Source organism: Actinoplanes hulinensis (assembly GCF_019429605.1).
Lineage (GTDB): Bacteria > Actinomycetota > Actinomycetes > Mycobacteriales > Micromonosporaceae > Actinoplanes > Actinoplanes campanulatus.
In genome coordinates, this window is sequence record NZ_JAHXZI010000004.1 from 1 (window position 1) to 25762 (window position 25762).

Below are 25762 nucleotides of genomic sequence, written 5' to 3' on the forward strand. Positions count from 1 at the left end.
AACACAACCTGGGCCTCACCTGCGACCCGGTCGGCGGCCTCGTGCAGATCCCGTGCATCGAGCGCAACGGCATGGCCGCGGTCAAGGCGGTCACCGCCGCGAAGATGGCGCTGCGCGGCGACGGCCGGCACCACGTCTCCCTCGACAAGGTCATCAAGACCATGAAGGAGACCGGCGCCGACATGAAGGACAAGTACAAGGAGACGGCCCGGGGCGGACTGGCCGTCAACGTCACCGAGTGCTGACTTCTTGACAATGAAGTTACGGGCATCAACACTTCGAAACATTCCCCCGTAGCGTTAGCGCTAACATTTCGGAGATCTGATGCCCAGAGTCCTCACCCGCATCAGCACGTTCCTTGCCACCCTCGTCCTCCTCCTCGCCGGCCTGGCCGCTCCCGCCAGCGCCCTCGACCCGTTCACCGGCTACCTGATGGCCCACTTCATCGGGGAGTCCAGCCAGGGCGAGCAGATCTACCTGGCGCACAGTAGGGACGGTCGCAACTGGACCGACCTCAACGGCGGCGGCCCGGTGCTGCTCTCCACGGTCGGCACCAAGGGCGTCCGCGACCCCGCGATCGTCCGCTCCCCCAACGGCGACAAGTACTGGATCATCGCCACCGACCTGCGCATCGCCAGCGGCACCTCGTGGGGTGACGCGTCCAGCAAAGGCAGCAAGAACCTGGTCGTCTGGGAGTCCACCGACCTGGTCAACTGGTCGGTGCCCCGGCTGATCAACGTGGCCGGCGGCATCTCCGGCGCCGGTGACGCGTGGGCGCCGGAGGCCATCTGGAACCCGGCCACCAACGACTACGTCATCTACTGGGCCACCAACTCCCTGCTCAACGGCGTGACCAAGCACCGGATCTGGTACGTGCGGACCAGCGACTTCCGGACCGTCACGGCCCCGCAGCTCTACATCGACCGGGGCACCGGCCAGGGCATCATCGACACCCAGATCATCGAGGTGGCGAACAGCCTGGGCGGCTACCGCTACTACCGGGCCTCGGCCGACGGGCAGATCACCGTCGAGGGCAGCAACACGATCCTGGGCGCCTGGACGAGGATCGGCGACCTCCAGCACCTCGGCATCTCCAACGGCGCCACCGGCGGCAACGTGGTCGAGGGCCCGATGTGGGCGCAGACCAACGGCGCCAGCGAGTGGCACCTGTGGGTCGACCAGTACGCGACCGGCCGCGGGTACATGCCGGTGCGCTCCACCAACCTGGGCAGCACCGCCAACTTCGCCACCCGTACCGACTACAGCCTGGGCACCACCAAGAAGCGGCACGGCTCGATCCTGAACCTGACCGCCGCCGAGGAGTCCCGGGTGCTGGCCAAGTGGGGCAGCGGCACGACGACCCGGAAGCGGATCCAGTCGTACAACAACCAGACCCGGTACGTGCGGCACTCCAACTTCGACGTACGGATCGACGCCAACGTGAGCCCGCTCCTGGACTCGCAGTTCCGGATCGTGCCGGGCCTGGCGAACAGCTCCGGTTACGTCTCCTTCGAGTCGGTCAACTACCCCGGCTACTACCTGCGGCACTACGGCTACGACGGGCAGCTCGCCGCGAACGACGGCACCACGACGTTCGCCGCGGACGCGACGTTCAAGCAGGTGGCCGGGCTGGCGGACAGCACCTGGTCGTCGTTCCAGTCGTACAACTACCCGACCCGCTACCTGCGGCACTACAACTATCTGCTGAGGGTCGACCCGATCAGCACCACCACCGAGAAGGCCGACGCCACGTTCCGCGTCACCAGCTGATTGCCGAAAGGGGGCCGCCCGGCCCCCTTTCTCTCTGGCACTTACCTTGCGGCGCAAGGTACCTTGTCTGCATGAGCGATGACGCGGCGCTGACCACAGCCCTGCGCCGGGGCACCATTGAGTACTGCGTGCTCGCCCTCCTCGACAAGCGTGAGCTCTACGGCGTCGAGTTGGTGCAGCACCTCAGTGGAGCCCTCGGCATGTCCACCAGCGAGGGGACGATGTATCCCCTGTTGTCCCGCCTGCGGCGCAACGGGAGGATCGCGACCACCTGGCGCGAGGCGCCCGCCGGGCCGCCCCGGCGCTACTACACCCTCACATCGGACGGCGAGGCGGCTCTCACCCACTTCCGCACCGAGTGGGTCGCCTTCCGCAGCGGCGTCGACCGCATCCTGGGAACGGAGAGCAAGTGATGACCCAGACCGACCAGTTGGTCGCCGATTACCTGGCCCGGGTCGGGCGGGCCGCGGCCGGCCTGCCCGCCGGGCGGCGCGAGGAGCTGCTCGCCGACCTGCGCGAGCACATCGACATCGCGCGGGCCGAGTCCGGGGCGGAGACCGAGGCCGAGATCCGTACGATCCTGGACCGCCTCGGCGACCCGGAGAGCATCGTGGCGGCCGCCGACACCCAGACCGACCTGCCCCGGGTGCCCGCCGCCCCGCTGCCGCCGCCGTACCAGGCTGCTCCCCGCCGCCGGTTCCCGTGGCTGGTCCTGACCATCGTGGCGGCGGTGATCGGCACCGTGATCCTGTTCTGCGGTTTCGTCATGTTCGCGGTCCGGTCCGACAGCGGGGTGGAGCAGACGCCGGTGTACCCGGCACCCACCTCGGTCGAGGTCTCGACCGGACCCTGATGATCGATTCGTGGGTATCCTCCGGGTTCCCACGGATATGCGAGACCTGCTGATGCTTGGAAGGATTGGGCGCATCTCGTCGCCTGGCCGAGGGAGGCCCGCCATGAGGTTCGCCCGTCCCGCCGTCGTCACCGCGCTCGCCGGTGTGCTGCTGCTCGCCGCGTGCGGCTCCGAGCCCGAGCCGGTGGCGGCGCCACCGTCGACCGCCCCGCACACCGGGCACAGCAGCGGTTCGGCGCCGCCGCCCACCCCGTTGCGGGAGGGCGAGCGGTTCGTCGAGGTGGGCCTGACCCAGCCGTACACTCCGGCCGCACCGAACGGTGGCACCGACGAGTACCGGTGCTTCCTCGTCGACCCGGGGCTGACCGAGCCGGCGTACCTGACCGGCAGCCGGTTCCTGCCGCGGAACGCGGCGATCGTGCACCACGCGATCTTCTACCGGCTCAGCCCGGAGCAGGCGAAGGCGGCCGCGTCGGTGGACGCCGAGGCGCCCGGCGAGGGCTGGACCTGCTTCGGCGACAGCGGGGTGCAGGGCGAGACCGCCTGGGTGGCGCACTGGGCGCCGGGCGCCGGCGAGACCCTGATGCCGGACGGCTTCGGCTTCGAGATGCCGCCCGGCAGCAAGCTGGTCATGCAGATCCACTACAACCTGCTGGGCGCCGGCGACGGCGGGCCGGGATCCGACACATCAGGCATGCAGATGCGCCTGTCGGCCACCGGCGCGAAGCTGAAGCCGCTGGCCACCGGCCTGGTCATGGCGCCGATCGAGCTGCCCTGCGAGCCCGGCGGCACCGGCCCGCTGTGCGACCGGGAGACCGCGATCGCCGACGTCGCCAAGCGGTTCGGGCCGGAGTCCGCCGAGACGGTGCACCAGCTCAACCAGTGGTGCAACCAGGGCGGCGCGCCGAAACCCGGCACCACCCAGAGCTGTGACCAGCCGATCGAGCAGGGCGGCACGGTGTACATGGCGGCCGGGCACATGCATCTGCTGGGCCGGTCGATCAAGGTCGAGCTGAACCCGGGAACGGCCAGAGCCCGGACGGTCCTCGACGTGCCGCGGTACAACTTCGACAACCAGGCGCTCGTACCGCTGAGGAAGCCCTTGAGGATCGCCAAGGGTGACGTGGTCCGGGTGACCTGCACCCACGACGCCATGCTGCGTCAGCAGCTCCCGCAGTTGCGTTCGCTGCCCTCCCGGTACGTGGTGTGGGGCGAGGGCACCAGCGACGAGATGTGCCTGGGAATCCTGGTCGTCGCGCCGGAATAGTGGGTACGGGTACTCCCATGACGGAGTACGGCATCCACGCCTCACACGAGCAGATCCCGCCCGGCGCGCTTCTGGAGGCGGTCGTCGCCGCCGAACGCGCCGGGTTCGCCGCCGCGATGTGTTCCGACCACTTCTCGCCGTGGAGCGCCCGCCAGGGCCAGTCCGGTTTCGCCTGGTCCTGGCTGGGCGCCGCGCTCCAGGCCACGAACCTGTCCTTCGGGGTGGTGACCGCGCCCGGCCAGCGCTACCACCCGGCGATCGTCGCGCAGGCGATCGGCACCCTGGGCAGCATGTACCCCGGCCGGTTCTGGGCGGCGCTGGGCAGCGGCGAGTTCAGCAACGAGCACATCACCGGCGGCAAGTGGCCACGCAAGGAGGTCCGCAACGCCCGGCTGCGCGAGTCCGCCGACGTCATCCGCGACCTGCTCGGCGGCGCGGAGGTGTCCCGGGACGGGCTGGTCACCGTCGACCGGGCGCGACTGTGGACCCGCCCGGAGACGCCGCCACCCCTGATCGGCGCGGCGGTCAGCGTGGCGACCGCCCGCTGGTGTGCCGAGTGGGCCGACGGGCTGGTCACGGTCAACGCCCCGGAGCCGCGCCTGCGCGAGATGATCGCGGCGTACCGGGCGGCCGGCGGGCGCGGCCCGCTCTGTCTCCAGGTGCACCTGAGCTGGGCGCCGACCGAGGCGGAGGCCGAGGCGATCGCCCTCGACCAGTGGCGGAGCAACTGTTTCGACCCGCCGGTCTGCTGGGATCTGGCCACCGCCGAGGAGTTCGACGTGGTCTCCGAGCACGTGACGGTCGACCAGGTGGCGCGGGTCGTGAACATCTCCGCCGACCTGGACCGGCACACCGAACTGCTGCGCGGGTACGCCGATCTCGGGTTCGACCGGATCTACCTGCACCACGTGGGCCAGGACCTGATGCCGTTCATCGAGACGTTCGGCGCCAAGGTCCTGCCCGGCCTGCGTTAGGTTCCAGGGCGGCCGCGGCGAGGATGCCGGCCGCCCAAGATCATCGAACTGTTCACCGATGATGACTCTATGTCGGTGTTTGACTACCGCATCGACAAGCATTAAACAGTTCGGTAGATCCCGTCGGATCTACGAGAGGACCCGTTCCGTGGATCCGTTCGCGAGGGTGTCGCTGGGCGGCACCGATGTCACCGTCACCCGGCTCGGAATGGGGCTGGCGCCGATCGGTGGCCTGTATTCGGCGGTCGGCGACCGAACCGCGGTGGCCGCCGTCGACGAGGCCTGGCAGCGTGGGGTGCGCTTCTTCGACACCGCCCCGCTGTACGGCGCGGGCCTCTCCGAACGGCGGGCCGGCACCGCCCTGCGGGAGCGCCCGCGCGACTGCTACACGCTCGCCACCAAGGTCGGCCGCCGTCTGGCGCCCGGCCGCCCGGATCCGGCCGACATCTGGGCCGAGGCCGACGAGACCGTGCTGACCTGGGACTTCTCCGCCGACGGGGTGTATTCGTCGTTGCACGAGAGCCGGGAACGCCTGGGCGTGGACCGGATCGACATCCTGCATCTGCACGATCCGGACGACCATTTCGAGGCGGCCGCCGGCGAGGCGCTGCCCGCCCTGGTGCGGCTGCGGCGGGAGGGTGTGATCGGGGCCGTGTCCGCCGGGATGAACCGGTCGGCGATGCTCACCGCGTTCGCCCGGACCGGCCAGTTCGACTGTTTCCTGCTGGCCGGGCGCTATTCGCTGCTGGACCAGTCCGGGTTGGCCGACCTGCTGCCGGAGTGCGGACGGCGCGGCGTCTCGGTGATCGTCGGCGGTGTCTACAACTCGGGTGTGCTGGCCGATCCGGTGCCGGGCGCCACCTACGACTACCGGCCCGCCGCGCCCAACGTGGTCGCCCGCGCGCAGGCCATGGAGCGACTCTGCGAGCGGTACGACGTACCCCTGCGCGCCGCGGCCCTGCAGTTTCCGCTCGGCCACCCGGCGGTCGCGTCGGTGCTGGTCGGCATGCGCTCGCCGGAGGAGGCCGCGGACGCCGCGGCGATGGCGTCGGTGAAGATCCCCGGCGGTCTCTGGCGTGACCTGGTCGCCGCGTGGTTGCTCGACCCCGAGGTGCCGGTGCCGTGAACCGACGATGGGAGCTGTGTTGAGATACCTGCGGGTGGGCCCACCCGGCGCGGAACGCCCGATCCTGTCTTCTGGAGGAGCGCTCTACGACCTGTCCTCGGTGACCGCCGACATCGACGCGCCGTTCCTGGCGTCCGGCGGCTATCAGGGCGATCCGGCCGCGCTGCCCCCGGCCTACGTGGACGGTGGACGGGTCGGCCCACCGATCGCCCGGCCGGGAGTGATCCTCTGTGTCGGGCAGAACTACGCGGCCCACGCCGCCGAGTCGGGCGCCGCGCCGCCGGATGAGCCGATCATCTTCTACAAGGCGCCGAACACCGTGGCCGGGCCGGAGGACGACATCCTGCTGCCGCCGGGGTCCACGCGTACCGACTGGGAGGTCGAGCTGGGCGTGGTGATCGGCCGGACCGCCCGCTATCTGGCCTCCCCGTCCGAGGCGATGGCCTGCGTGGCCGGGTACGTGGTGGTCAACGACGTGTCCGAGCGCGAGTACCAGTTGGAGCGCTCCGGCGGGCAGTGGTCCAAGGGCAAGTCGTGCGAGACGTTCAATCCGCTCGGGCCGTGGCTCGTCACGCCGGACGAGCTGACCTTCCCGCTGCGGCTGCGGTCGTGGGTGAACGGCGAACCCCGGCAGGACTCCAGCACCGCCGACATGATCTTCGACGTCGGGTTCCTGATCTGGCACCTGTCCCAGTTCACCGTCCTCGAACCGGGGGACCTGATCAACACCGGGACGCCACAGGGGGTGGCCCTGTCCGGGCGGTTCCCGTACCTGAGACCGGGTGACGTGGTGGAGACCGAGATCGACGGGCTGGGCCGGCAGCGCAGCGGGGTGAAGGGGTGAACGGCCTGGTCGCCGTCGTCACCGGCGGCGGCTCCGGGATCGGGGCGGCCTGCGTGCGGCGGTTCGCCGAGGCCGGCGCGAAGGTCGGCGCCGTCGACCTGACCCCCGGGCCGGGCATCGTGACGGCCGACGTCCGCGACGGAGCCTCCCTGGAGGCGGCGATGGCCGAGATCGCCGCCGTCCACGGGGGCATCGACATCCTGGTCAACAGTGCCGGGATCAGCTCGGTCGGGCCGGTCGAGGGCAACGGCGACGACGAGTGGGCGCGGGTGCTGGACGTCAACGTGACCGGGGTGGCGCGGGCCAGCCGGGCCGCGCTGCCGTACCTGCGGCGCAGCCGGCACCCGGTGATCGTCAACCTGTCGTCGATCGCCGCCACCGCGGGGCTGGTGCAGCGGGCGCTCTACTCGGCGTCCAAGGGCGCGGTGCACGCGCTCACCCTGGCGATGGCCGCCGACCTGGTGGGCGAGGGGATCCGGGTGTGCTGCGTGGCGCCGGGCACGGTGGACACGCCGTGGGTGGGGCGGCTGCTCGCGCGTACCGATGATCCGGAGGGTGAGAAGGCGCGGCTGGCCGCCCGGCAGCCGACCGGGCGGCTGGTCACCGCGGACGAGGTGGCCGACGCGATCCTCTACCTGGCGGGCCCGGCGGCCGGCGCGACCACCGGGATGTCCCTGGCGGTCGACGGCGGCATGTCCGGCCTGCGACTGCCCCGCTAGGTGTGGGGAAGGGGTTCGACCCCCTTCCCCACTACTCATGCGGTGGCGACCGCCTCGACCCTGACCACGGCGCCCGGCGCGGCCGGCGGGATCAGGTTGCCCTCGATCCGCTCGCCGTCGACCAGCAGGTGGGTGACCCGGCCGGTCCCCCGCACGCTGATCTCGTAGGTGGCGCCACGGAACGATCGAACCGCTTCGAAGCCGGGCCATCCACCGGGCAGCACCGGGTCGATCCGCAGGCCGCCGAAGTCCGGCCGGATGCCCAGGATCCACTGGGTGATGGCCACGAAGTTCCACGCCGCGGTGCCGGTCAGCCAGGAGTTCTTGGCCTCGCCATGGGTCGGCGCGTCCTTACCGGCAATCATCTGTGCGTAGATGTACGGCTCACAGCGGTGCACCTCGCTGATCGCCTCCCGGGCCGACGGGTTGAGCCGCCGGTAGTAGTCGTACGCCCGGTCCCCGTTGCCGACCATCGTCTCGGCGATCATGATCCACGGGTTGGTGTGGCAGAAGATGCCGGCGTTCTCCTTGTAACCCGGCGGGTACGAGGAGATCTCCCCCAGCTCGATCCGGTACCCCGAGTAGGCCGGCTGCTGGAGCACGATGCCGTGCGGGGTGGCCAGCCGCTCGGCCACACTGTCCAGTGCCCGCGCCGCCAGCCCGTCCTCCAGGCCGACCCCGCCGAGCACGCACATGCCCTGCGGCTCGATGAAGATCTGCCCCTCGTCGTTCTCGCCGGAGCCGATCACGTTGCCGTAGAAGTCGTACGCCCGCCGGAACCAGGCCCCGTCCCACCCGTGCTCGGTGACCGTGCCGGCCATCTTCTCGGCCGCCGCCCGGTAGACGACCTCCTCGCCGTCCTGCCCGCGCAGCGCCGCGATCCCGGCCAGCTCCTTGGCCGCCAGCACGAACAGCCCGGCGATGAACACCGACTCGGCGACCCCGCCGGACGCGTTCTCGGTCGTCTGGAACGGCTCGCCCGGGGTGTCCGAGAAGCAGTTCAGGTTGAGGCAGTCGTTCCAGTCGGCGCGGCCGATCAGCGGCAGCCCGTGCGGGCCGAGCCGGTCCAGGGTGTAGCGCAGCGACCGCCGCAGGTGCTCGTAGAGCGGGGCCTCGCTGCCGGGCTCGTTGTCGAACGGCACCGGCTCGTCGAGGAACGCCAGGTCGCCGGTCTCCTTCAGGTACGCCGCCACGCCCAGGATCAACCACAGCGGGTCGTCGTTGAAGCCGTCGCCGATGTCGTTGTTCCCGCGCTTGGTCAGCGGTTGGTACTGGTGGTAGGCGCCGCCGTCCGCCTTCTGGGTGGCGGCGATGTCCAGGATCCGCTGCCGGGCCCGGTCCGGCAGGATGTGCACGAACCCGAGCAGGTCCTGGTTGGAGTCCCGGAAGCCCATGCCCCGGCCGATTCCCGACTCGTAGCCCGACGCCGAGCGGCTCATGTTGAAGGTGACCAGGCACTGGTAGGCGTTCCAGATGTTGACCATGCGGTCGGTGTCGCCGTCCGGGGTGGTCACGCTCAGTCCACCGAGGAGCCCGTCCCAGTAGGCGCGCAGGTCCGCGTACCCCTTCTCGACGGTCTCGGAGCGCAACCAGCGCTCGATGACCGGCCGGACGCGGGTCTTGTTGACGGTCTGCGAGCCCGGCGGGTCGAACTTGTCGTCCTTCGGGTTCTCGGCGTAGCCGAGCACGAAGATCACCTCGCGGGTCTCTCCCGGCTCGAGCGCCAGCCGCACGTGGTGGCTGCCCACCGGCTGCCAGCCGTGCGCGATCGAGTCCTTCGCCTCGCCGGTCTCGACGACGGCCGGGCGGTCCCAGCCGCGGTACGCGCCGAGGAACGACTCACGCTGCGTGTCGAACCCGGCGAGCGGCTCCGAGCAGGCGAAATAGGCGAAGTGGTCGCGGCGTTCGCGGTACTCCGTCTTGTGGTAGATCACCTCGTCGACCACCTCGACCTGGCCGATCGAGTAGTTGCGCTGGAAGTTGGTGCTGTCGTCCTGGGCGTCCCAGAGACAGAACTCGATCGCCGAGAAGAGCGACACCTCGGCGCTCTCGGTCCGCTCGTTGGTGACCCGCACCCGCCAGACCTCGAGGGTCTCCCCCAGCGGCGCGAAGTACAGCGTCTCGGCACGGATCCCGTTCCGCGCCGAGCCGATCTTCGTGTAGGACAGCCCGTGCCGGCACTCGTAGCCGTCCAGCTCACGCTCCGGCGTCGGCTGCCAGGAGGGCGACCAGTAGTCGCCGGTCGCGTCGTCGCGCACGTACACGTACCGTCCGCCCACGTCGAGGGGCGCGTTGTTGTAGCGGTAGCGGGTCAGCCGCCGCAGTTTGGCGTCACGGTAGAAGGAGTAGCCACCCGCCGTGTTGGACACGATGCCGAAATACGCGTCCGTGCCGAGGTAATTGATCCACGGTAACGGCGTATCCGGCCTGTCGATGACGTACTCACGCTGCTCATCGTCGAAATACCCGTAGCGCAACAGGTCCTCCACCGTCGCCGTCGGTCCCGCCCGGCCCTCCGCCGGTCGGCATGGAAGCGCTTTGGGAGCGCTCCCATGAATGACCATTTTACCGCTCGGACACGCTCCTGGGACCAGCCCGAAAAGACTCTTGCGGTTCCGGTTTCCCACGCCCCGATGACCCGCGCAAACGCGACCTCGGCGGCCCGCTCCCGCTTGCCTTTCCGGTACGGACGTGAGCACCCCGACCGCGGCCACACCTCCCGTGGCTGTCCGCCACGTGGTCGCGTCGCACGGCCGCGGGGCCCGCTACGGCGTGAGCGGAACCCACCCTCGGTCCGTGATCAGTGGCGGTCGAGGATCGCCGCTTCGAGCCGCAGCCCGACCCCGATGATCACGAACAGTCCCGCGAACACCCACGGCCCGATCGACGGCCCGATACCGACCCACGCCTCCAGCAGAGCGATCAGCAGGCCCACGAACATCGTGGTGTTACCCACCATCCGAGCGACGTGGGCTCTCGCTCCCCGCGCGTCCATGCCCGGACCCTATGCGCGCGGCCTCCACCCCACCCGCCGATCCGCCGAATCCCCCGATACACAGAAAGCACTCACGGCCAGCCGGAAGGGCGACTGGCCGTGAGAGGGACGGGATCGGTTACGGGGTCCAGGGGTTGGCCACGGTCCAGGAACTGTCGGCGGACAGGGTCATCGGGCGGTCGAAGCCGGTTCCGGCGCCGGAGGCGATGGAGACCTGGGCGTCGAAGTGGCGCAGGAAGCTGCCCGGGAAGTTGATCGACTCGAAGGTGACGCCGGCGCCACCCAGGCCGGGCCGGGCGCAGAAGGTGGCGTCACCGGCAAAGAGCGCCGACCCGTCGTTGGCGGCCAGGCGGATCCGGCTGGAGGCGTGGCGCAGGTACCGGCCGGGGAAGTTGACCGACTCGAAGGTGTAGCAGGACGGGTCGGCCAGCCCGCGGCGCAGCGTGAACGTGGCGTCCGCCTTGAGCAGCGCGGAGCTGCCGGCGGTCACCGGTTCGGTCCAGCCGAGGCTGTCGGCGTGCCGCAGGTGACGATCGGTGAAGCCCCACGTGGTGACCTGGAGCGACCGCCGCACGTCGTAGGGCAGGAGCACCGAACTGCGCCACAGGGCCGGGTTCGAGACGTTCCAGGTGGCGTCGGCCGCGAACAGCGCCGACCCGTCGTCGGCGGCCAGGTGGACGAGGTCCGACTGGTGCCGCAGGTACGACCCGGGGTGGTTGAACGACTCGAACGACGTGCCGCCGGCGGCCAGTCCGGGCCGGCCGCACCAGGTGGCGTCGGCGGCGAAGCTTCCACCGGTGCTCGCGTCGATCCGCACCCGCCCGGACGCGTGCCGCAGGTAGCGGCCCGGGAAGTTGACCGACTCGAACGAGTGGCAGCGCGGATCGGCGAGCCCCGCGACGGTCCGGAACGACGCGTCCTGCCGGGCGGAGTCCCCACTGATCACGTCGGTACGCGCGAACGAGTCCGAGTGCCGCAGATACCGGTCGGTGTGCCCGGCCGTGGTGACCTGGAACGACCGCACGTGCCCGAGGGTGAGCGGGACCGCCGCGTTCTGGTTGCGGGACGCCCGGATCAGGTCGGTCAGCGCCGCCCGCACCTGTGCGGTGTCCACCTTCTGGATCTGCCGGTCGTAGGTGAGCAGCCCGTTGTACTCCCCCTCCACGTCGGTGATCTCGGTGTAGACGAACCCGGACAGCCCCTTGCCGGTCATCAGCCGCTGCGAGTCCCGGATCATGCCGGTGAACCGGTCGTTGAGCTGCGCCGCGCTGCCCATCTGCTCGTACGCGAAGAATTGTCCGTTGGGGCTGTACTCGTGCCCCGGCGTGCGCAGCCCGAGCCCGCCGAACTCGCCGAGGATCGACACCCGGGTGGCGCTGGGCCGGGGCGCGTCCGGTCCGGTGTAGATGTGCCAGTCGATGATGTCGCCGGTGCCGGGGTCGCCCTTGGAGGCGCAGCAGTTGTAGCCGCTGTGCGGGTTCATGAGGCGAGTCGGGTCGTAGGCCTCCAGGTCACGGGTGACCCGCTGGGTGTCGGTGAGGTTCCACTCGCCCCACCCCTCGTTGAACGGCACGTAGGTGACCACGGCCGGCGAGAACCGGTGCTCGTCGATGATCTCCCGGGCCTCGGTCTCGAACTGGGCGATCTGCGCGGCCGTCCGGTTGGCGTCGAACGGCGGGGTCGACGGGATGTCCTGCCAGACGAGCAGGCCGAGGCGGTCGGCGTGGTAGTACCAGCGGGCCGGTTCCACCTTGATGTGCTTGCGGACCATGTTGAAGCCCAGGTCCTTGTGCTTCTGGAGGTCGAACTGGAGGGCCGCGTCGGTGGGGGCGGTGTAGAGACCGTCCGGCCAGTAGCCCTGGTCGAGGGTGCCGGCCTGGAAGACGAACTCGCCGTTGAGGGTGGGCCGCAGCACGCCGTCGACCAGCCTGGTGCCGATCTCCCGCATACCGAAGTAGCTGGTGACCTGATCGACCGTGGCGCCCGTGCCGTTGCGGAGGGACACCCGCAGGTTGTAGAGGTACGGGTCGTCGGGCGACCAGCGGCGGGCGTTCGGCACCGGCACGGTGAATTCGGTGAAGCCGCCGGTCGCGGTGCCGACCACGGTGGATCCGGTCATCGATTCGGCGAGCACGCTGTGCCCCTGCACGTTTCCGCGCGCGAACACCCGTACCCGAACGGTGTTGTTGTTGATGTTGGGATAGATGTCGACCGAGTAGATCGACGAGACCGGGGTCGGCTCGAGCCAGACGGTCTGCCAGATGCCGGAGACGGGCGTGTAGAAGATGCCGCTCGGGTTGTTGGTCTGCTTGCCGATCGGCTGTTTCTCGCCACGCCCGTCGGTGGGGTCGTAGACACGCACGACGAGCTCGTTGGCGCCGCCGTTGAGCTGCGGCGTGACGTCCACCTCGAACCGGTCGTAGCCGCCCTTGTGGGTGGCCACCTGAGTGCCGTTGACCCAGACGGTGGCCTCGTAGTCGACCGCGCCGAAGTGCAGTTGGACGCGGCGGCCGGCCCACCCGGCCGGCACGGTGAAGGTGCGCCGGTAGAACATCACGTCACGGTTGTCGTTGCGCATGATCCCGGAGAGGGCGGACTCCACCGGGTACGGCACCAGGATCCGCTCCGGCAGGGTCTGCCCGATCGGCGGCGCGGCGTTGCGGTTGACGTTGCCGGCGCTGTCGGTCGCCGGGTTGAGGAACTGCCACTCCCCGTTCAGCGACTGCCAGTCGGGGCGGGTCATCTGAGGTCGCGGGTACTCCGGCAGCGGGTTGGTGGTGGACACCTGGCTGGTCCACGGCGTGCTGAGCGGCGGCGTCTTGGGGACGACGGCCGCGGCGGGCGCGGCGGTGGCCACGAGCACGCTCGCGCCCAGGGTCAGGGCGGCGAGGGCACGGGCGACGAGCGGCCGTACGACGGATCGGCGCATCGGACTTCCTCGGGAACGGGCACACCGAAGGCCCGGCGCACGACCGTCGGGTCGCGGGCCGGTCCGCGGCGCAGGAGACGGACGGGGACGGGCCGAACGAATATGAACCGGGAGAACACCGGAACCCCGCAAAGACGAACAGGGTCGAACACATTCATCCACCGCCGTGGATTATCTGTCAAGAGTCCGAACCGTTTCCGGAACCGCCACGGTCGTAATTTCGCGAAGACTGCCCAATGTCGGCCATCCGTCGGCGGCATGGCCCCTGAGCAGCGCAAGATCCAAGAATGACCGACCTCGCCGCCCTCGAAGCCGCCCGCCACCGCATCCGCGACGAGCATCTGCGGCTCACCGCCGAACGGCCACCCTCCACCGCCCGCGGCCTGCACCACACCGCCCTGATCAGCGGCGACGTGGAGCGAACCGTTCGCTTCTACCAGGATCTGCTCGGTTTCCCGCTGACCGAGCTGATCGAGAACCGGGACTACCCCGGCTCGTCACACTTCTTCTTCGACATCGGCAACGGCAACCTGCTGGCCTTCTTCGACCTCCCCGGCCTCGACCTGGGCCCCTACGCCGAGGTGCTGGGCGGCCTGCACCACATGGCCATCTCGGTGGCCCGGGACCGCTGGACCGAGCTGATCCAGCGGCTCACCGACGCGGGTGTCGAGCACACCGTGCACAGCGGCGTCTCGGTCTACTTCCGCGACCCGGACGGCGCCCGCATCGAGCTGATCGCCGACCCGCTGGGCCAGATGTACGGCACAAAGATCCTCTGACCCCGCACCGGTCACGGGGACTGCGCGCGGGCGACGCGGCGCAGCGAGATGCCGGTCAGGGTGAAGAGGATGCCGATACCGGCCGCGAGCGCCGCCACCCCGAACGCCACCACCGAGGTGAAGAGCGACGCCTGGAGGAAGGAGGCGGTCATCACCGACTCGCGGCGCGGATCGTCGCGGGGCAGTTCGGCGTAGGTCTTGCCGTCCGCCATCTCGGAGGCGTGCTCGGCGATGACGTCGGCCTCGGCGTACGCCTCCCATGGCTGGTCGACGTGCTCGCCGGCGAAGTTGTCGGCGTCCTCGGACACCGTGATGTGCTGGTCCGACAGGGTGGAGCTGACCACCGCGTACGTGGCCACGCCGGCGATGAGGAGAACACCGCCGCCGATGGCCAACAGAAGACCGATGAGGGAAACCACGCCTCCGGGGCGCTCTGAGCGTGCCATGGGCCCACCCTGCCGAAGACGTTGAAATCGGTCGTCACCCCGGAGGGATGAGACGGATCGATCAGGCGGGCGGCGGACCGCTCGGCGGAGCGCCACCGGCGGGACATGCCGCTCGGTGGGGTTTGGCCCCCATGCAAACACCGGAGTCTTTGAATGCCCTGTGGCCCGCTGTCAGCCCGGCATGAACATTGCCGTCGTGTTAACGGGGTCCCGGATGGATCTTCTGCGATAGGGTCGGCGCGATCGCCCCACATCGATGCGGAACGGAGGACCTCCGGTGACCGAGCTGCCGGCCCGCGAGAACCGGGCGTTCCTCCAGCGTGCGGTGCGTTTCCTGGCCGAAGAGGCGCGGGTCGACCAGTTCCTCGACATCGGCGCCGGCCTGCCCACCGCCGGCAACACCCACGAGATCGCACAGCGCCGGGTGCCGCACGCCCGGGTCGTCTACGTCGACAACGACCCGAAGGTCGGCGTGCACGCCCGCAAGCTGCTGACCGGCACCGCGACCTACATCGAGGAGGACCTGCGCAACCCGGGCGCCATCCTCGACCACCCGCTGCTCAAGGAGACCCTCGACCTGAACCGGCCGGTCGGGCTGATCCTCATCGCCGTACTGCACCTCCTGCCCGACCACGCGCGGGCCAGAGAGATCGTCCGCGAACTGCTCGCCGCGCTCCCGTCCGGCAGCTACCTGGCCGCCACCAACGTCACCCTCGACCACGGCGTTCCCGGCGAGCCGGCCACTGTGCCGGGCGGCGGCAGGCCGCGCAGCCGGGCCGAGTTCGCCGAGTTCTTCACCGGGCTGGGCCTGATCGGCCCGGGCATCGTGCCGGTCTCCGAATGGCTCCCCGAGGTCCCGGCGCACCAGCGGCCCGCACCCGAACAGGTCGCCGTCTACGGGGCGGTCGGCCGCAAACCCTGATCGTCCAGGCCACGGCGGTAACGCACCTCGGCCAGCGGAAAACCGTACGAGTCGTCGACCTTCTCGGCACCGTCCGGACGCCACCCGGCCGCCTCGTAGAACCGTCGCGCCCGCACATTGGAACCCAGCACCCACAGCGTCGCCTCACCGAACCCGGCACCCGCGAGGTGTCGCAGCGCGGCGGCCATCAGCGCACGGCCCGCACCGCGCCCCCAGTGCTCCGGCAACAGATAGATCGCGGTGATCTCGCCGGCGCCCACCTCGCCGTCCCGGCTCTCCCGGAGCGCGGCGAACCCCACCGGCACACCGCCGTCGTCCCACACCAGCACCGCGGCCGGCGGGCTGATCCCGGCCAGCCGGCTCCGCCACACGGGCTCCCGCTCGGCCGGGTCCAGGGAGTCCAGGTAGTCGCCGGGGACCTGGCCCGCGTACGTGGCCTGCCAGGTCCGCACGTGCACGACCGCCAGAGCGGCGGCGTCGTCGGGGGTCGCCTGCCGGATCGTCATGGTCAGTTGTGATATCGCTGGGCCTCGCTCACCCGTTGACGCCACGCGGCACGGATCGCGTCCAATTCGGACCGGTGCCGTTTCTCCCAGCCGTCCAGGTGCTCGCCGACGATCCGGACGGCGATGTCGTAGGCCGGGCGCCGGCAGTCGGCATCGGCGGCGTGAATGGCGGCGATCTCGGCGACCGCCTGATCCCAGCCAGGGTTCGGGGGCGGGTCCAGGCGGGGCGCGAAGAGGAGATCGGTGCGCTCGCCGGGCACGTCGTACCCGTACCTCTGCTTCATGCATTTCGGATAGTGCCGCATGCCGTCGCGCACGCCCGGATCCCGGCTGACGATCGTCACCAGCTCGGCGAAACCGCTGAGCTGGTCGACGGCCGGATGCGGCGGCTCGGGATCCTGGTAATCGCGGTTGCCGAACCGCTCCCGGCAACCGTCCAGGCCGGGGGCCGGTGGGGTGGCGTAGTCGTAGAGGCCGGACTCCCATACCCGGGCGGCGGCCTCTTCGTTCAGCGCCTGGATCCGGCCACGGTCGGTCAGTGAGTCGAAGACCGTGCCGTAGCCGGTGCCGAAACCCAGATCGGCGTCGGTGAAATCACGGTAGAAATCCACATAAGGGTGGCTCTGGTAGGGCTTTCCGAGGTCCCGCATGCAGGCCTCGATACCGCCCTCCACCCGGTGATAGTTGACCAGCAGGTGCGCCCGGCGCTCCACCACGTTCCCGGAGATCTCCAGCGTCAACCGGTCGAGCCGGGCCGCTACGCCCGCGGAGTCGACGGCCTCGGCACCCGCCGCGGGCGACACCGTCCCGGCCAGGACCATGGCCCAGATCAACGCCGCGACGATCCGACGTCCCATATCGGTCCAACGAGGGGATTCGGGAACGGTTACGGCAAAAATCGATGTGACCGTACGGATCTGCCGAGTGACGGTGGCCCGGGCGCCGCCCATCTCGCCCGGGCCACCGTCACGGCTCTCGCGAGGGTCAGCGGCCCCGGGTCGTGGTGGCCTCCTCGCCGGCGGCACCCTGCTCAGCGGCACCCTCATCGGCGGCGCCGTCACCAGCGGCGCCCTCGTCGGCGGCACCCTCCTCAGCGGCAGCGCCCTCATCGGCAGCGCCCTCATCGGCAGCGCCGGCGCCCGCGGCGGCTACCGCCTTGGCGTCGGCGAGCGCCAGGCAGGACTGGAGCAGGGCCTGCTGAGCGGAGGTCACGGCGACCGCGGCGGCGTCCTGGCCACCGGCCTGCTCACCGGCGGCACCCTCCTCAGCAGCGCCCTCCTCAGCAGCACCCTCCTGAGCGGCGCCCTCCTCGGCTGCGCCCTTCCCCGCCTTTCCGGCCTTTCCGCCCTTCCCGGCCTTCGCGGCCTTTCCAGCGGCCTTGAGCACCTTGAGGTACTTCTTGGCGAGGGCACGGTTCTCGGCCTTGGCGGCGGCCGGGTCCTCGGCGGCCTCCGCCGCCTCCTCAGCACCGGCCTCACCGGCGGCCGCGGCCACATCGGCGGCGAACGTGTCGCACGCCGCCTCGAGCGCGACGGCCGAATCGGCGGCCGCCTCCCCGGGGGCCTGCGCCTCCACCGGGGCCAGCGGCTCGCCGTCACAGATCACGCTGCCCGCGTTGACCTGAAGCTCCGTACATTGCGAGACGTCGAACTGCTGACCGTCGACACTCACCAGATCGGCGGCCTTCGTCTCGGTGCCGGCCGACGCCAGCTGCATCCCGGTCACCCCGCTGACCACCAACACTCCCGCGACCACCACCGCGCCGATCGTCTTCCGCCGACTGCCCGGGTTCCGTCGGTACGAGCGCGCCCTCATAATCACTCCTCGTCGTTGGACATCGATGTCATCGGTTGGGGGGCCATACGGGATCCGGCGGCCGGACGGTTCAACGCAAACTTCGCGGACCCCTCCCGCAGGACCGCCAAAGCCCCGATGTCATCGCTGCTCAGCGACCATGTGTGCCACGCCTGGAAAATATTGTCGACGAGGCACGAACCGGCCTCCAATCAACGCTCACGCTGCGTTCACAACAGAGCCCCACGAAGACCGGTTACGCAGAGTGATCCATGTTGGGCAATCATTTTCGCGAGCTATGGTGGTCGCGATGGAGATCTCCGGACTGGGCCCGGTCGAGCACGATGAGCAGCTGGGCTGGTTTCGCAGTGCCCCGGTGCCGGTGCTCGATGACGCACCGTGCCGGATCGCGGTCGAGGGCTACGACGGCGGCCCCGATTTCCACGCCGCGATCCGCGGGTCGGCCCGTCCACCGGCACCCTCCGCAACCTGGGCACCTTCGACGAGCTGACCGAGGACGTGATCTACCGCCGCCGCCCTCCAGAGCACGAGAAGGGTGAGCACCCCCGGGCCGCGCGGCACGAGGGTACCCACTATTGATCGAGTCGGATGGAAAGTTCTGATTCAGCGCCCGTTCTTAGGGGTTTCGACCTGGCTCGGTGCGGTCCACGATGTAGGAACCGGCCGGCTCCACGTCCTCGATCTTCTGCACGGCCGCCCTCGCGATCTTCTTGAGATCCCGCTCGCGCGGCTCCTCCAAACCGACCAGACCCACGGTCACCGACAGATCGTCCTGCGCGACGACGACCAACTTGCCGTACAGGTTCATCTCGAAGTCGGCGTCGGTGACCCGGAGAACCATGGAGAGGCCGACCGACTCGTCACCGAGGCGCGGCTTCCACCTCAGCGGTGACATGGTGAGCTCGACGCCCTCCTGCTCGATCGTCGGACACTCCTCGAGCACATCCATCGTGTCGCTGACCATGTCGACGGCGACCTCCTGACCGGTGTCGGCCAGCAGCTCCAGGGCGAACAGGCCCTTTCTCTCGTTGACGAAGACAGCGGCGGCGCTCTCGCCCTGCTCCCCCTTCACCGGCTCATACGCCTTCACCGGCTCGCGCATATCCGCCGGCTCATACGCCTTCACCGGCTCCCGCATATCCGCCGGCTCATGCGCCTTCATCGGGTCGCGCATGTCCGCCGGGTCGCGCACCTTCATCGGGTCGCGCATGTTCGCCGGATCGGCGTACGGCCGCTGGTCCGGCATGTCCGCCATCGACGCGACGCCCGGCGCGGAGCAGACATCCTGGTCCACGTCGTATCCGGCGATCACCTCACGGAAGATCTCGTCGGCGTCCGGCAGTTCCTGGCCCGTGTACCCCCTCGGCAGGTCCTTCTCGGTGAGCAGCAATTCCTCAAGATCCGAGCCTGTCGGGACGGTCGGCACCGCCGCGGCCGGGGCGGCCTGGACGGTAGCGACCGACAGGCCGAGACCCACGGAAAGCGCAACAATGCTTGAGAACTTCTTCAATACCCCCATTCCATGAATTTTCCTCTACCCCTCACGTCGGCGGGCAGCTTTCGCCGACCGCAGGCCACCGGCGACTCCGAGAACACCGAACGGCCCAGGCCGAATACCAGACGATCCCGAGGACCGCAGGCGGCTTTCGCCAACCGCAGACCGCCACCACGGCGGCCGTCCAGCGCCTGGCAACGGCCGGCCACCGGCGCCGCAACACCGGTCCGGCCAACCCACGCCGCAACACCGATCCGACCAACCCACGCCGGGCCGTCGTGACGGTCACGCCGGCCACCGCCGAGGCGGTCGGGCGCATCTACGGGCCGATCGCCGAGGCCGGGCACCGGCTGCTCACCGGCTATTCGGACGCCGACCTGGAACTGCTCACCGGCTTCCTGGAGGCCGACCGCCCCGGCACGCTGAGAAATGCGGTTCTACTGCCGTTCGCCGGTTAACTCACAGTGACCAACACCCGAGGATCAGCCGGTGTGGACCATCCGCGCCGCTGGAGCGCCTGTTTCTCGGTTACGGGTGGCCGCGATGTCGAGTCGCGCATTCGGATGGCTGCGGCGCCATCCCGACTCGCCGGCGATCTTGGGCGATGGTAGCTGTCGGGCCGATCTTGATTCCCGGTTGCCATCCGGCGGCAGATCATCGCCCATGATCTATTTCCGCTGGAAGACCTTGGGTGATCGGACACACCCGGACGGCCACGATCGCGCAAGATCGCGCCGCTCGGCAACGAGCGCCCAAGATTCACATCGACGCTCGCGGACGACTCGACCAGCTGACGGTGACCGGCCGAATCTCGCGGCGAAGGCGGGGAAACACGCGAACAGGCGACGTGACATCAACGCCAGGCGACAACCGAGAAGGAGACTCCGGAGCGCCTCGGATCCTCCACACGGGCGGGCCGGCGAACGCTCTCGGTGACGCATGGCCAAGGTCGCGAAGAAGATCCCGCGGGCACCTCACCGAACCGCACGGCACCCGCGACAGCAGAGAGCCAGGAGAACGGCCGGGGCGATCTACTGTGACCGGTGGGTGACCGTCCCGTCGACGACGGTGAGGTGTACCGGGGACTCGGCGAACTCGTCCGGGTCCGCGGTGAGCGGGTCCAGTCCGAAGACCGTGAGGTCGGCCCGTTGCCCGGGAACCAGCCGCCCGGACCGGCCGGCCGCCGCGGCCGCCTCGGTGGTGTAGCCCTCCAGGGCCATCTCGGCGGTGAGGGCCTGTTCCGGCAGGATCGGCTCGACGTCGGCGCGACCGGCCGGGCGCCGCAGCCGGGCCGCCGCGATGATGGCCCGCGGGTCGAACGGGGCGATCGGCCAGTCCGAGCCGAGCGTCAGGCGGGCGCCCTGATCGCGCAGGTCACGGGCCCGGAAGGCACGGTCGGCACGGCGTTTGCCGAGCCGGGTGGACCAGTTGTCACTGTGGTCGGCGCGCGTGTAGTGGGTGCAGTGGGTGGGCTGCATGCCGGCGGTCACGTCGAGTTCGGCGAACCGTCCGATCAGTTCGGACGGCATGGTCTCCAGGTGTTCGATCCGGTGCGGCGCCCGGGTTCGCGGCAGGCCGGCGTAGGTGTCCAGCACGTACCGGATCCCGGCGTCGCCGATGGCGTGGGTGACGATCGGGACGCCGTGGCCGGCGAGCCGATGGGCGGCCGCGGCGTACTCGGCGGGGTCGGGCCAGAGGCAGGCGGTGGACTCGCCGTGGGTGTCCGGTTCATCGAGCCAGGCGGTGCCGCCGTCGATGGTGCCGTCGATCATGAACTTGGCGCCCTCGACCCGCCAGCGCCGGCCGCTCAGTCCCTGCCGGGCGATCACGTCGTCCAATCCGCCGGCGCCGGCGCCGGGCATCACAAACGGCGCGCACCGCCACCGTACCGGCAGGTCACCCTCGTCCTCCAGGGCCCGGAAGAGCTCCAGGGAGTCCTCTTCGAAGTCCATGGCGTCGGCCGCGGTCAGCCCGGTGGCGGCCATCCGGTCGAGCAGGTCGCGCAGCCGCTCCCGGCGGGCGGCCGGGGCGTCCGCCGGGAGGAGCCGGCGGACCAGGCTGAACGCGTCGAGTTCGAGCAGGTGGCCGGTGGGCCGGCCGTCGGCGCCGCAGACCACGCCGGCGCCGGACGGGAACTCCCGCGGCCCGGTGATCCCGGCCAGTTCCAGCGCGCGCGGGCTGACCAGCGCCGAGTGCCCGTCGAAGAGGAGCAGGAACACGGGCACGTCCGGACCAGCGGCCTCGACCAGCGGGGCGTGCGTGATCGGCGCGTCCTCGAAAGCGTTCGGGTCGAGGCCCCAACCCTCGATCCATCCGCCGGGCGCCACGGCGGCGGCTTTCAGCGCCGCTTTCAAACCATCGAGGGTACGGACGCCGGACAGGTCCACGCCCCGGGTGAGGCCGATGCCCGTGACCGGGTGGAAGTGCCCGTCCACCAGGCCGGGAGTGATGGTGGCCGGGCCCAGGTCGACGATCTCGGTTCCGGGGCCGCGCCAGTCGCGCACGTCGGCACGGTCGCCGAGTGCGACGATCACGCCGTCGGCCACGGCGATCGCGGTCGGCGCCGCGGATCCGGTCATGGTGTGGATCCGGTCGGCCATCAGGATCAGGTCGGCGGCGCTCACGCTGGGCCTCCTCGGTGGTGCGACGGTTCTCGTCTTCTACTACCGGCGCGATGGGGGCAGGGTTCAGCCGGCGCACGGCTTCGGTGCCGCTCACCCCGTACGCCAAAGTGTTTTTGATCTTGAAAAAGGCGCCCGCCGCCAGGAAGAATGGGGCGCGGGCCGGTTGTCACCGAACGTATCCGAGAGCGACGGTCCAGGTAAGCGCCTACCGGGTGACCACCCGATCGCGCCGCCTCCCATCCCGGATTTGCATCGATGCGCGAAGCTGTCCTTCCCACTCCAGATGAACCGGGATGCGCCTTGACCACCACCTATCCGTGCCCGCGCTGCGGCGCCCCCGCCTCCCTCGACGGTGGATGCCCCGCCTGCGGTGCCGGTCCCGATCCGGACGCCGCCGAGGTCATCCGGATAGACGGCGAGCTCGACGGCCTCCAGCGCGAGCTGCACGCGGCCCGCACCCTGGTGGCCGACATCGACCGGCGGATCCAGGACGCCCGCGGCCGCCGCGCCCGACTCGCCGCGCGGGTGGTCGCCCGGCGGGCTCCGGTGGTGACGACGCCGCCGCCCTCGTTCACGCCGCCGCCGCCCGCCGAGCCGCGGCTGAGCACACTCACCGTGCAGAACGTGCTCTTCACCCTCGGCGGTCTGCTTCTGGTCGTCGCGGCGGCCGTCTTCACGGCGGTCGCCTGGGCGCAGGTCGGCGTCACCGGGCGGGCCCTGCTGCTCGCCGGGGCCACCGTGGCGGTCCTGGCGGTGCCCCCGTTCGCGGTCCGGCGCGGCCTGACGTCCGCCGCCGAGACGCTCGCGGCCGTCGGCCTGCTCATGATCCTTCTCGACGGCTACGCGGCCTGGGCGGTCGACTTCCTCCGGGTGCGTGATCTTCAACCCACCGCGTACGCCGCCGCGGTCCTCACCGTGACCGCCCTCGTGTCGCTCGGCTACTCGTGGCCGACCCGCCTGCACGGCCCCCGGATCGCCGCGCTGCTGCTCGCCCAGCCGGTCCTCCCGCTGCTCGCCGCCGCGGCGGAGGCCGACCTCGCCGGATGGTCGCTGGCGTTCACCGGCACCCTGGTGCTCGACATCGCCGTGCTGCGGATCCGGCCGTCCCGGTTCGCCACCGACATCGTCGGCGCGCCGGCGTACGTCTGTGGCGCCCTCGCCGCCGTGGCCGCCGGGGTCGTCGCCCTCGTCCACCTGGTCGTCCAGGACGCCCCGGTCGACGTCGCCGTGGCCGGGATCGTGCTGGTGCTGCCCACGCTGGCGCTGCTCGGCTGGGCCGTCCTGGCCCGCATCCCGCTGGCTCAGGCGATCACCGCCGGGCTGGCGCTGGTCGCCGCCGGGGTCGCCGCCACCGGCTGGGCGTGGTCCCTGCCCGGCATCGGCTGGCCGGTCACCGAACTGGCCGTCGTCACACTGCTCCTCGCGGCCGTCGCGGCGCTGCTCAAGCCCCGGCTCCCGGTCGTCGCCGGCCGTGGCCCGTGGGTGGGCGCGCTCGTCGCCGGCGGTCCGGCGGCCGCGACGGTCCTGCTCGGCGCCGCGAGCGGGGCGGTACGCAGCATGGCCGCGGCCACGCCGGTGTTCGCCGCGCCGTGGGACCGCGCGGTCACCGGGCCGGGCCGGGACATGCTGGTGGCGCTGGTGGTGACCGCGGTGGCGTACGCCCTGCTCGTCCCCCGCCGCACCCACCCCGGCCTGGCCCTCACCACAGTGTTCGGAGCCGCCCTGCTGGCGCCGCCGGTGTTCGGCCTGACCTGGTGGGCGGCCGCCGTCGCCGGGATGGCCGTGGCCGCCGTGGCGCTGGTTCTCGCGGCCCGTTCGCGAACCCTCCCGGACGCCGTCCACCGCATCGCCGTGTGCGTCTTCGCGGCCCTGCACGCGATCCTCACCGGCCTCGGCCAGGCCGGGGCCGAAGCCGCGGTGTGCGGCGTGATCGCCCTTCTCGGCCTGGGCACGGCGGTGGCCCTGCGCAACACCCCGCGCTCCGCCGACGTGGGGGCCGGTTCCGTCACGGTGGGCCTGCTCGCCGTCCCGCCGGCCGTGTGGCTGGCCCTGTACGCGGGCGACGTACCGGTCACCGCCCGGGTGCGGGTGTCGCTCGCCGTCGCGCTGCTGCTCTGCCTGACCGCTCACGCGGTGGCCCGGCGGCTGCCCGGCTACGGCCTGAACGCCCTCGGGGTCGCCCTGCTCGCCGCCGCCACGGCCCCGTTCTGGTCGCTGCCCGGCACCGACCCGTCCGCCCTGTACGCGGCCGCCGGTCTTCTGCTCGTCGTCGCCCTCCTGCCGCTGCCCGCGGCCCGTTCCGGTGCGGGCGCCGTCGCCGCGCTGCTTCCGGCCGGGGCGCTGCTCGTCCTGATCGCCCCGGACCTCGCGGTGGTCGTCCTGGAGCCGTGGACCGCCCTCGACGACGGCGTCTGGTCCGGCGTCCTACCGCGGCAGTCACCGGTCGCCTGGTCCTCGGTCGCGGCCCTCGCGGGGGCAACGCTCGCGGCCGCGCTCACCGGCTTCCTCATGACCCGGCTCCGGCCCCCGGCCCGCCTGGCGTCGGCGGCCGCCGGCTCGCCGGTCGTGGTGGCCGTCTGGGCGGCGGCGCCGCTGGTGGCGCTGCTGGTGCCGCTGATCTTCGCGGCGGCCGGAGCCGCCTGGCCGACCGTGCCGATCGTCGCGCTGGTCACCGGTCTGGCCGGGATGCCGGCGGTGGCGTTCGCCCCGGTCCGGCACATGGCGAGCGACCTGCTCACCATCCTGTTCGGAGTGCTCGTGGCCGCCGGGCTGGCCGGCTCCACGGCGGGCCACGGGGCCACGATCACGGCGTTCACACTGGTGGCCGCCGCGTCGACGGTGGCCGGACTGACCGGTCGGCGGCCGGTCGAACGGATCACCGGCTGGGCCGCGGGGACGATCTCGCTGACCGTCGTCGCGTACACCATCGCGGTCGCCGCCGATCTCGAACCCGCCGGACCACCGCTGTTCGTACTGGCCGCCGCGGCACTGACCGTGGCGCTCGAGGCGGTCCTGGCGTCCCGCCGCCCGGCCGAGGCGATCGCCCCGTTCGTCGTCGGCCACGCCTCGGCGGTGGTCGCTCTCACGCTCACGGAGAGCCTGGGCTGGGCCGCTCTGATCTGCAAGCTGTGGGCGCTGGCCCTGACCGTCCGCGCCATGCGGCCGGGCGAGACCCGGCGGACCAGGTTCCGGTACGCCCTGGCGGCCGGTTCGGTGGCCCTGCTCGGGTGGTGGCTGCTGCTGTCCTCGCGGGATGTCGAGACGGTCGAGATCTACACCCTCCCGGCGGCGGTCCTGGCCCTGATCGCGGGATGGTTCGCCCGCCGCTACCGGTCCGGCCTCTCGTCCTGGACCGCCTACGGCTCGGCTCTGGGCGCCGCCATCCTGCCGTCCCTCTACGTCGTCGCCGCCAGCGACGCCGACGATCCGCAGTACCCGCGCCGCCTGCTGCTCGGCGCCGGCGCCCTGCTGATCCTGCTGGCCGGCGCCCGCGCCCGCCTCCAGGCCCCGGTGCTGATCGGCGGCGGAACCCTGCTGCTGGTCGCCCTGCACGAGCTGATCCAGGTCTGGGATCTGGTGCCACGGTGGGCGCCGCTGGCCGTCGGCGGCCTGCTCCTGGTGGGCATCGCCACCACGATGGAGCAGCGCCGCCGCGACCTGGCCCGCCTCCGCGACGCCATCACCCGCATGACGTGACC

General features: G+C 71.0%; 23 protein-coding genes. 14 read left to right on the forward strand and 9 right to left on the reverse strand.

Annotated features, from left to right (window positions below; genetic code table 11):
- The 9 genes from KZ829_RS08585 to KZ829_RS08625 all read left to right on the forward strand — a co-directional run.
- On the forward strand, window positions 1-245 hold a 245-nt coding region (locus tag KZ829_RS08585), incomplete at its 5' end, for an L-serine ammonia-lyase, iron-sulfur-dependent, subunit alpha (protein ID WP_220143323.1).
- 79 nt (window positions 246-324) lie between these two features.
- Window positions 325-1770, forward strand: a complete 1446-nt coding sequence (locus KZ829_RS08590; RefSeq protein ID WP_220143324.1) for a glycoside hydrolase family 43 protein — start codon at window positions 325-327, stop codon at window positions 1768-1770.
- Window positions 1771-1841: 71 nt separating this feature from the next.
- Window positions 1842-2183 carry a PadR family transcriptional regulator gene (locus KZ829_RS08595; RefSeq protein ID WP_183217941.1) on the forward strand — a complete coding sequence of 114 codons (342 nt, stop codon included), beginning with the start codon at window positions 1842-1844 and terminating at the stop codon, window positions 2181-2183.
- Window positions 2183-2623, forward strand: a complete 441-nt coding sequence (locus KZ829_RS08600; protein ID WP_220143325.1) for a DUF1700 domain-containing protein — start codon at window positions 2183-2185, stop codon at window positions 2621-2623. The genes KZ829_RS08595 and KZ829_RS08600 overlap by 1 nt, the downstream gene beginning before the upstream one ends.
- Window positions 2624-2726: 103 nt before the next feature.
- Complete coding sequence (locus tag KZ829_RS08605) at window positions 2727-3890, forward strand: monooxygenase (RefSeq protein ID WP_220143326.1); 1164 nt, start codon at window positions 2727-2729, stop codon at window positions 3888-3890.
- Between the two features lie 17 nt (window positions 3891-3907).
- Window positions 3908-4864: a TIGR03885 family FMN-dependent LLM class oxidoreductase gene (locus tag KZ829_RS08610; RefSeq protein ID WP_220143327.1), complete on the forward strand. Its 957-nt coding sequence runs from the start codon at window positions 3908-3910 to the stop codon at window positions 4862-4864.
- A gap of 148 nt (window positions 4865-5012) precedes the next feature.
- Window positions 5013-5990 carry an aldo/keto reductase gene (locus KZ829_RS08615; protein ID WP_308285389.1) on the forward strand — a complete coding sequence of 326 codons (978 nt, stop codon included), beginning with the start codon at window positions 5013-5015 and terminating at the stop codon, window positions 5988-5990.
- A 16-nt stretch (window positions 5991-6006) separates the two neighbouring features.
- Window positions 6007-6834, forward strand: a complete 828-nt coding sequence (locus KZ829_RS08620; RefSeq protein ID WP_443611880.1) for a fumarylacetoacetate hydrolase family protein — start codon at window positions 6007-6009, stop codon at window positions 6832-6834.
- Window positions 6831-7553 carry an SDR family NAD(P)-dependent oxidoreductase gene (locus KZ829_RS08625; RefSeq protein WP_220143328.1) on the forward strand — a complete coding sequence of 241 codons (723 nt, stop codon included), beginning with the start codon at window positions 6831-6833 and terminating at the stop codon, window positions 7551-7553. The genes KZ829_RS08620 and KZ829_RS08625 overlap by 4 nt, the downstream gene beginning before the upstream one ends.
- Before the next feature lie 35 nt (window positions 7554-7588).
- Here the strand turns inward: KZ829_RS08625 and KZ829_RS08630 are convergent, their stop codons facing one another.
- The 3 genes from KZ829_RS08630 to KZ829_RS08640 form a co-directional block, all read right to left on the reverse strand.
- A complete protein-coding gene (locus KZ829_RS08630; RefSeq protein ID WP_308285390.1) occupies window positions 7589-10042 on the reverse strand; it encodes a glycoside hydrolase family 94 protein in 2454 nt (817 codons plus the stop codon).
- A gap of 311 nt (window positions 10043-10353) precedes the next feature.
- Window positions 10354-10548, reverse strand: a complete 195-nt coding sequence (locus tag KZ829_RS08635) for a hypothetical protein (RefSeq protein ID WP_183217928.1) — start codon at window positions 10546-10548, stop codon at window positions 10354-10356.
- 118 nt (window positions 10549-10666) lie between these two features.
- Window positions 10667-13477 carry an AbfB domain-containing protein gene (locus KZ829_RS08640; protein WP_220143329.1) on the reverse strand — a complete coding sequence of 937 codons (2811 nt, stop codon included), beginning with the start codon at window positions 13475-13477 and terminating at the stop codon, window positions 10667-10669.
- Window positions 13478-13764: 287 nt separating this feature from the next.
- On the opposite strand from KZ829_RS08640, the gene KZ829_RS08645 reads away from it, so the two are divergent.
- Entirely contained in the window at window positions 13765-14256 is a 492-nt protein-coding gene (locus tag KZ829_RS08645) for a VOC family protein (RefSeq protein WP_220143330.1), read from the forward strand.
- A gap of 11 nt (window positions 14257-14267) precedes the next feature.
- On the opposite strand, the gene KZ829_RS08650 is transcribed toward KZ829_RS08645, so the two are convergent.
- Complete coding sequence (locus KZ829_RS08650; RefSeq protein WP_220143331.1) at window positions 14268-14702, reverse strand: aromatic ring-opening dioxygenase LigA; 435 nt, start codon at window positions 14700-14702, stop codon at window positions 14268-14270.
- A gap of 277 nt (window positions 14703-14979) precedes the next feature.
- Between KZ829_RS08650 and KZ829_RS08655 the strand changes: the two genes are divergently transcribed.
- Window positions 14980-15624 (forward strand): SAM-dependent methyltransferase, encoded by a 645-nt coding sequence (locus KZ829_RS08655; RefSeq protein ID WP_308285391.1) that lies wholly within the window; start codon window positions 14980-14982, stop codon window positions 15622-15624.
- On the opposite strand, the gene KZ829_RS08660 is transcribed toward KZ829_RS08655, so the two are convergent.
- The 3 genes from KZ829_RS08660 to KZ829_RS08670 form a co-directional block, all read right to left on the reverse strand.
- Window positions 15597-16130 carry a GNAT family N-acetyltransferase gene (locus KZ829_RS08660; RefSeq protein ID WP_220143333.1) on the reverse strand — a complete coding sequence of 178 codons (534 nt, stop codon included), beginning with the start codon at window positions 16128-16130 and terminating at the stop codon, window positions 15597-15599. The genes KZ829_RS08655 and KZ829_RS08660 overlap by 28 nt on opposite strands.
- Before the next feature lie 2 nt (window positions 16131-16132).
- Window positions 16133-16987 carry a hypothetical protein gene (locus tag KZ829_RS08665; protein ID WP_220143334.1) on the reverse strand — a complete coding sequence of 285 codons (855 nt, stop codon included), beginning with the start codon at window positions 16985-16987 and terminating at the stop codon, window positions 16133-16135.
- A 127-nt stretch (window positions 16988-17114) separates the two neighbouring features.
- A complete protein-coding gene (locus KZ829_RS08670) occupies window positions 17115-17945 on the reverse strand; it encodes a hypothetical protein (protein WP_246635313.1) in 831 nt (276 codons plus the stop codon).
- A gap of 289 nt (window positions 17946-18234) precedes the next feature.
- Between KZ829_RS08670 and KZ829_RS08675 the strand changes: the two genes are divergently transcribed.
- On the forward strand, window positions 18235-18435 hold the full coding sequence (locus KZ829_RS08675; RefSeq protein WP_220143336.1) for a hypothetical protein: 201 nt from the start codon (window positions 18235-18237) through the stop codon (window positions 18433-18435).
- A 126-nt stretch (window positions 18436-18561) separates the two neighbouring features.
- On the opposite strand, the gene KZ829_RS08680 is transcribed toward KZ829_RS08675, so the two are convergent.
- On the reverse strand, window positions 18562-19422 hold the full coding sequence (locus tag KZ829_RS08680) for a hypothetical protein (RefSeq protein ID WP_220143337.1): 861 nt from the start codon (window positions 19420-19422) through the stop codon (window positions 18562-18564).
- 296 nt (window positions 19423-19718) lie between these two features.
- Here KZ829_RS08680 and KZ829_RS08685 point away from each other — a divergent pair, with 296 nt between their 5' ends.
- Window positions 19719-19898 carry a hypothetical protein gene (locus KZ829_RS08685; protein WP_220143338.1) on the forward strand — a complete coding sequence of 60 codons (180 nt, stop codon included), beginning with the start codon at window positions 19719-19721 and terminating at the stop codon, window positions 19896-19898.
- A gap of 573 nt (window positions 19899-20471) precedes the next feature.
- Here KZ829_RS08685 and KZ829_RS08690 read toward each other — a convergent pair.
- Window positions 20472-22064: an amidohydrolase gene (locus KZ829_RS08690; protein ID WP_308285392.1), complete on the reverse strand. Its 1593-nt coding sequence runs from the start codon at window positions 22062-22064 to the stop codon at window positions 20472-20474.
- A gap of 300 nt (window positions 22065-22364) precedes the next feature.
- On the opposite strand from KZ829_RS08690, the gene KZ829_RS08695 reads away from it, so the two are divergent.
- Window positions 22365-25760: a TFIIB-type zinc ribbon-containing protein gene (locus KZ829_RS08695; protein ID WP_220143339.1), complete on the forward strand. Its 3396-nt coding sequence runs from the start codon at window positions 22365-22367 to the stop codon at window positions 25758-25760.
- The last annotated feature ends 2 nt before the right edge of the window (window positions 25761-25762 follow it).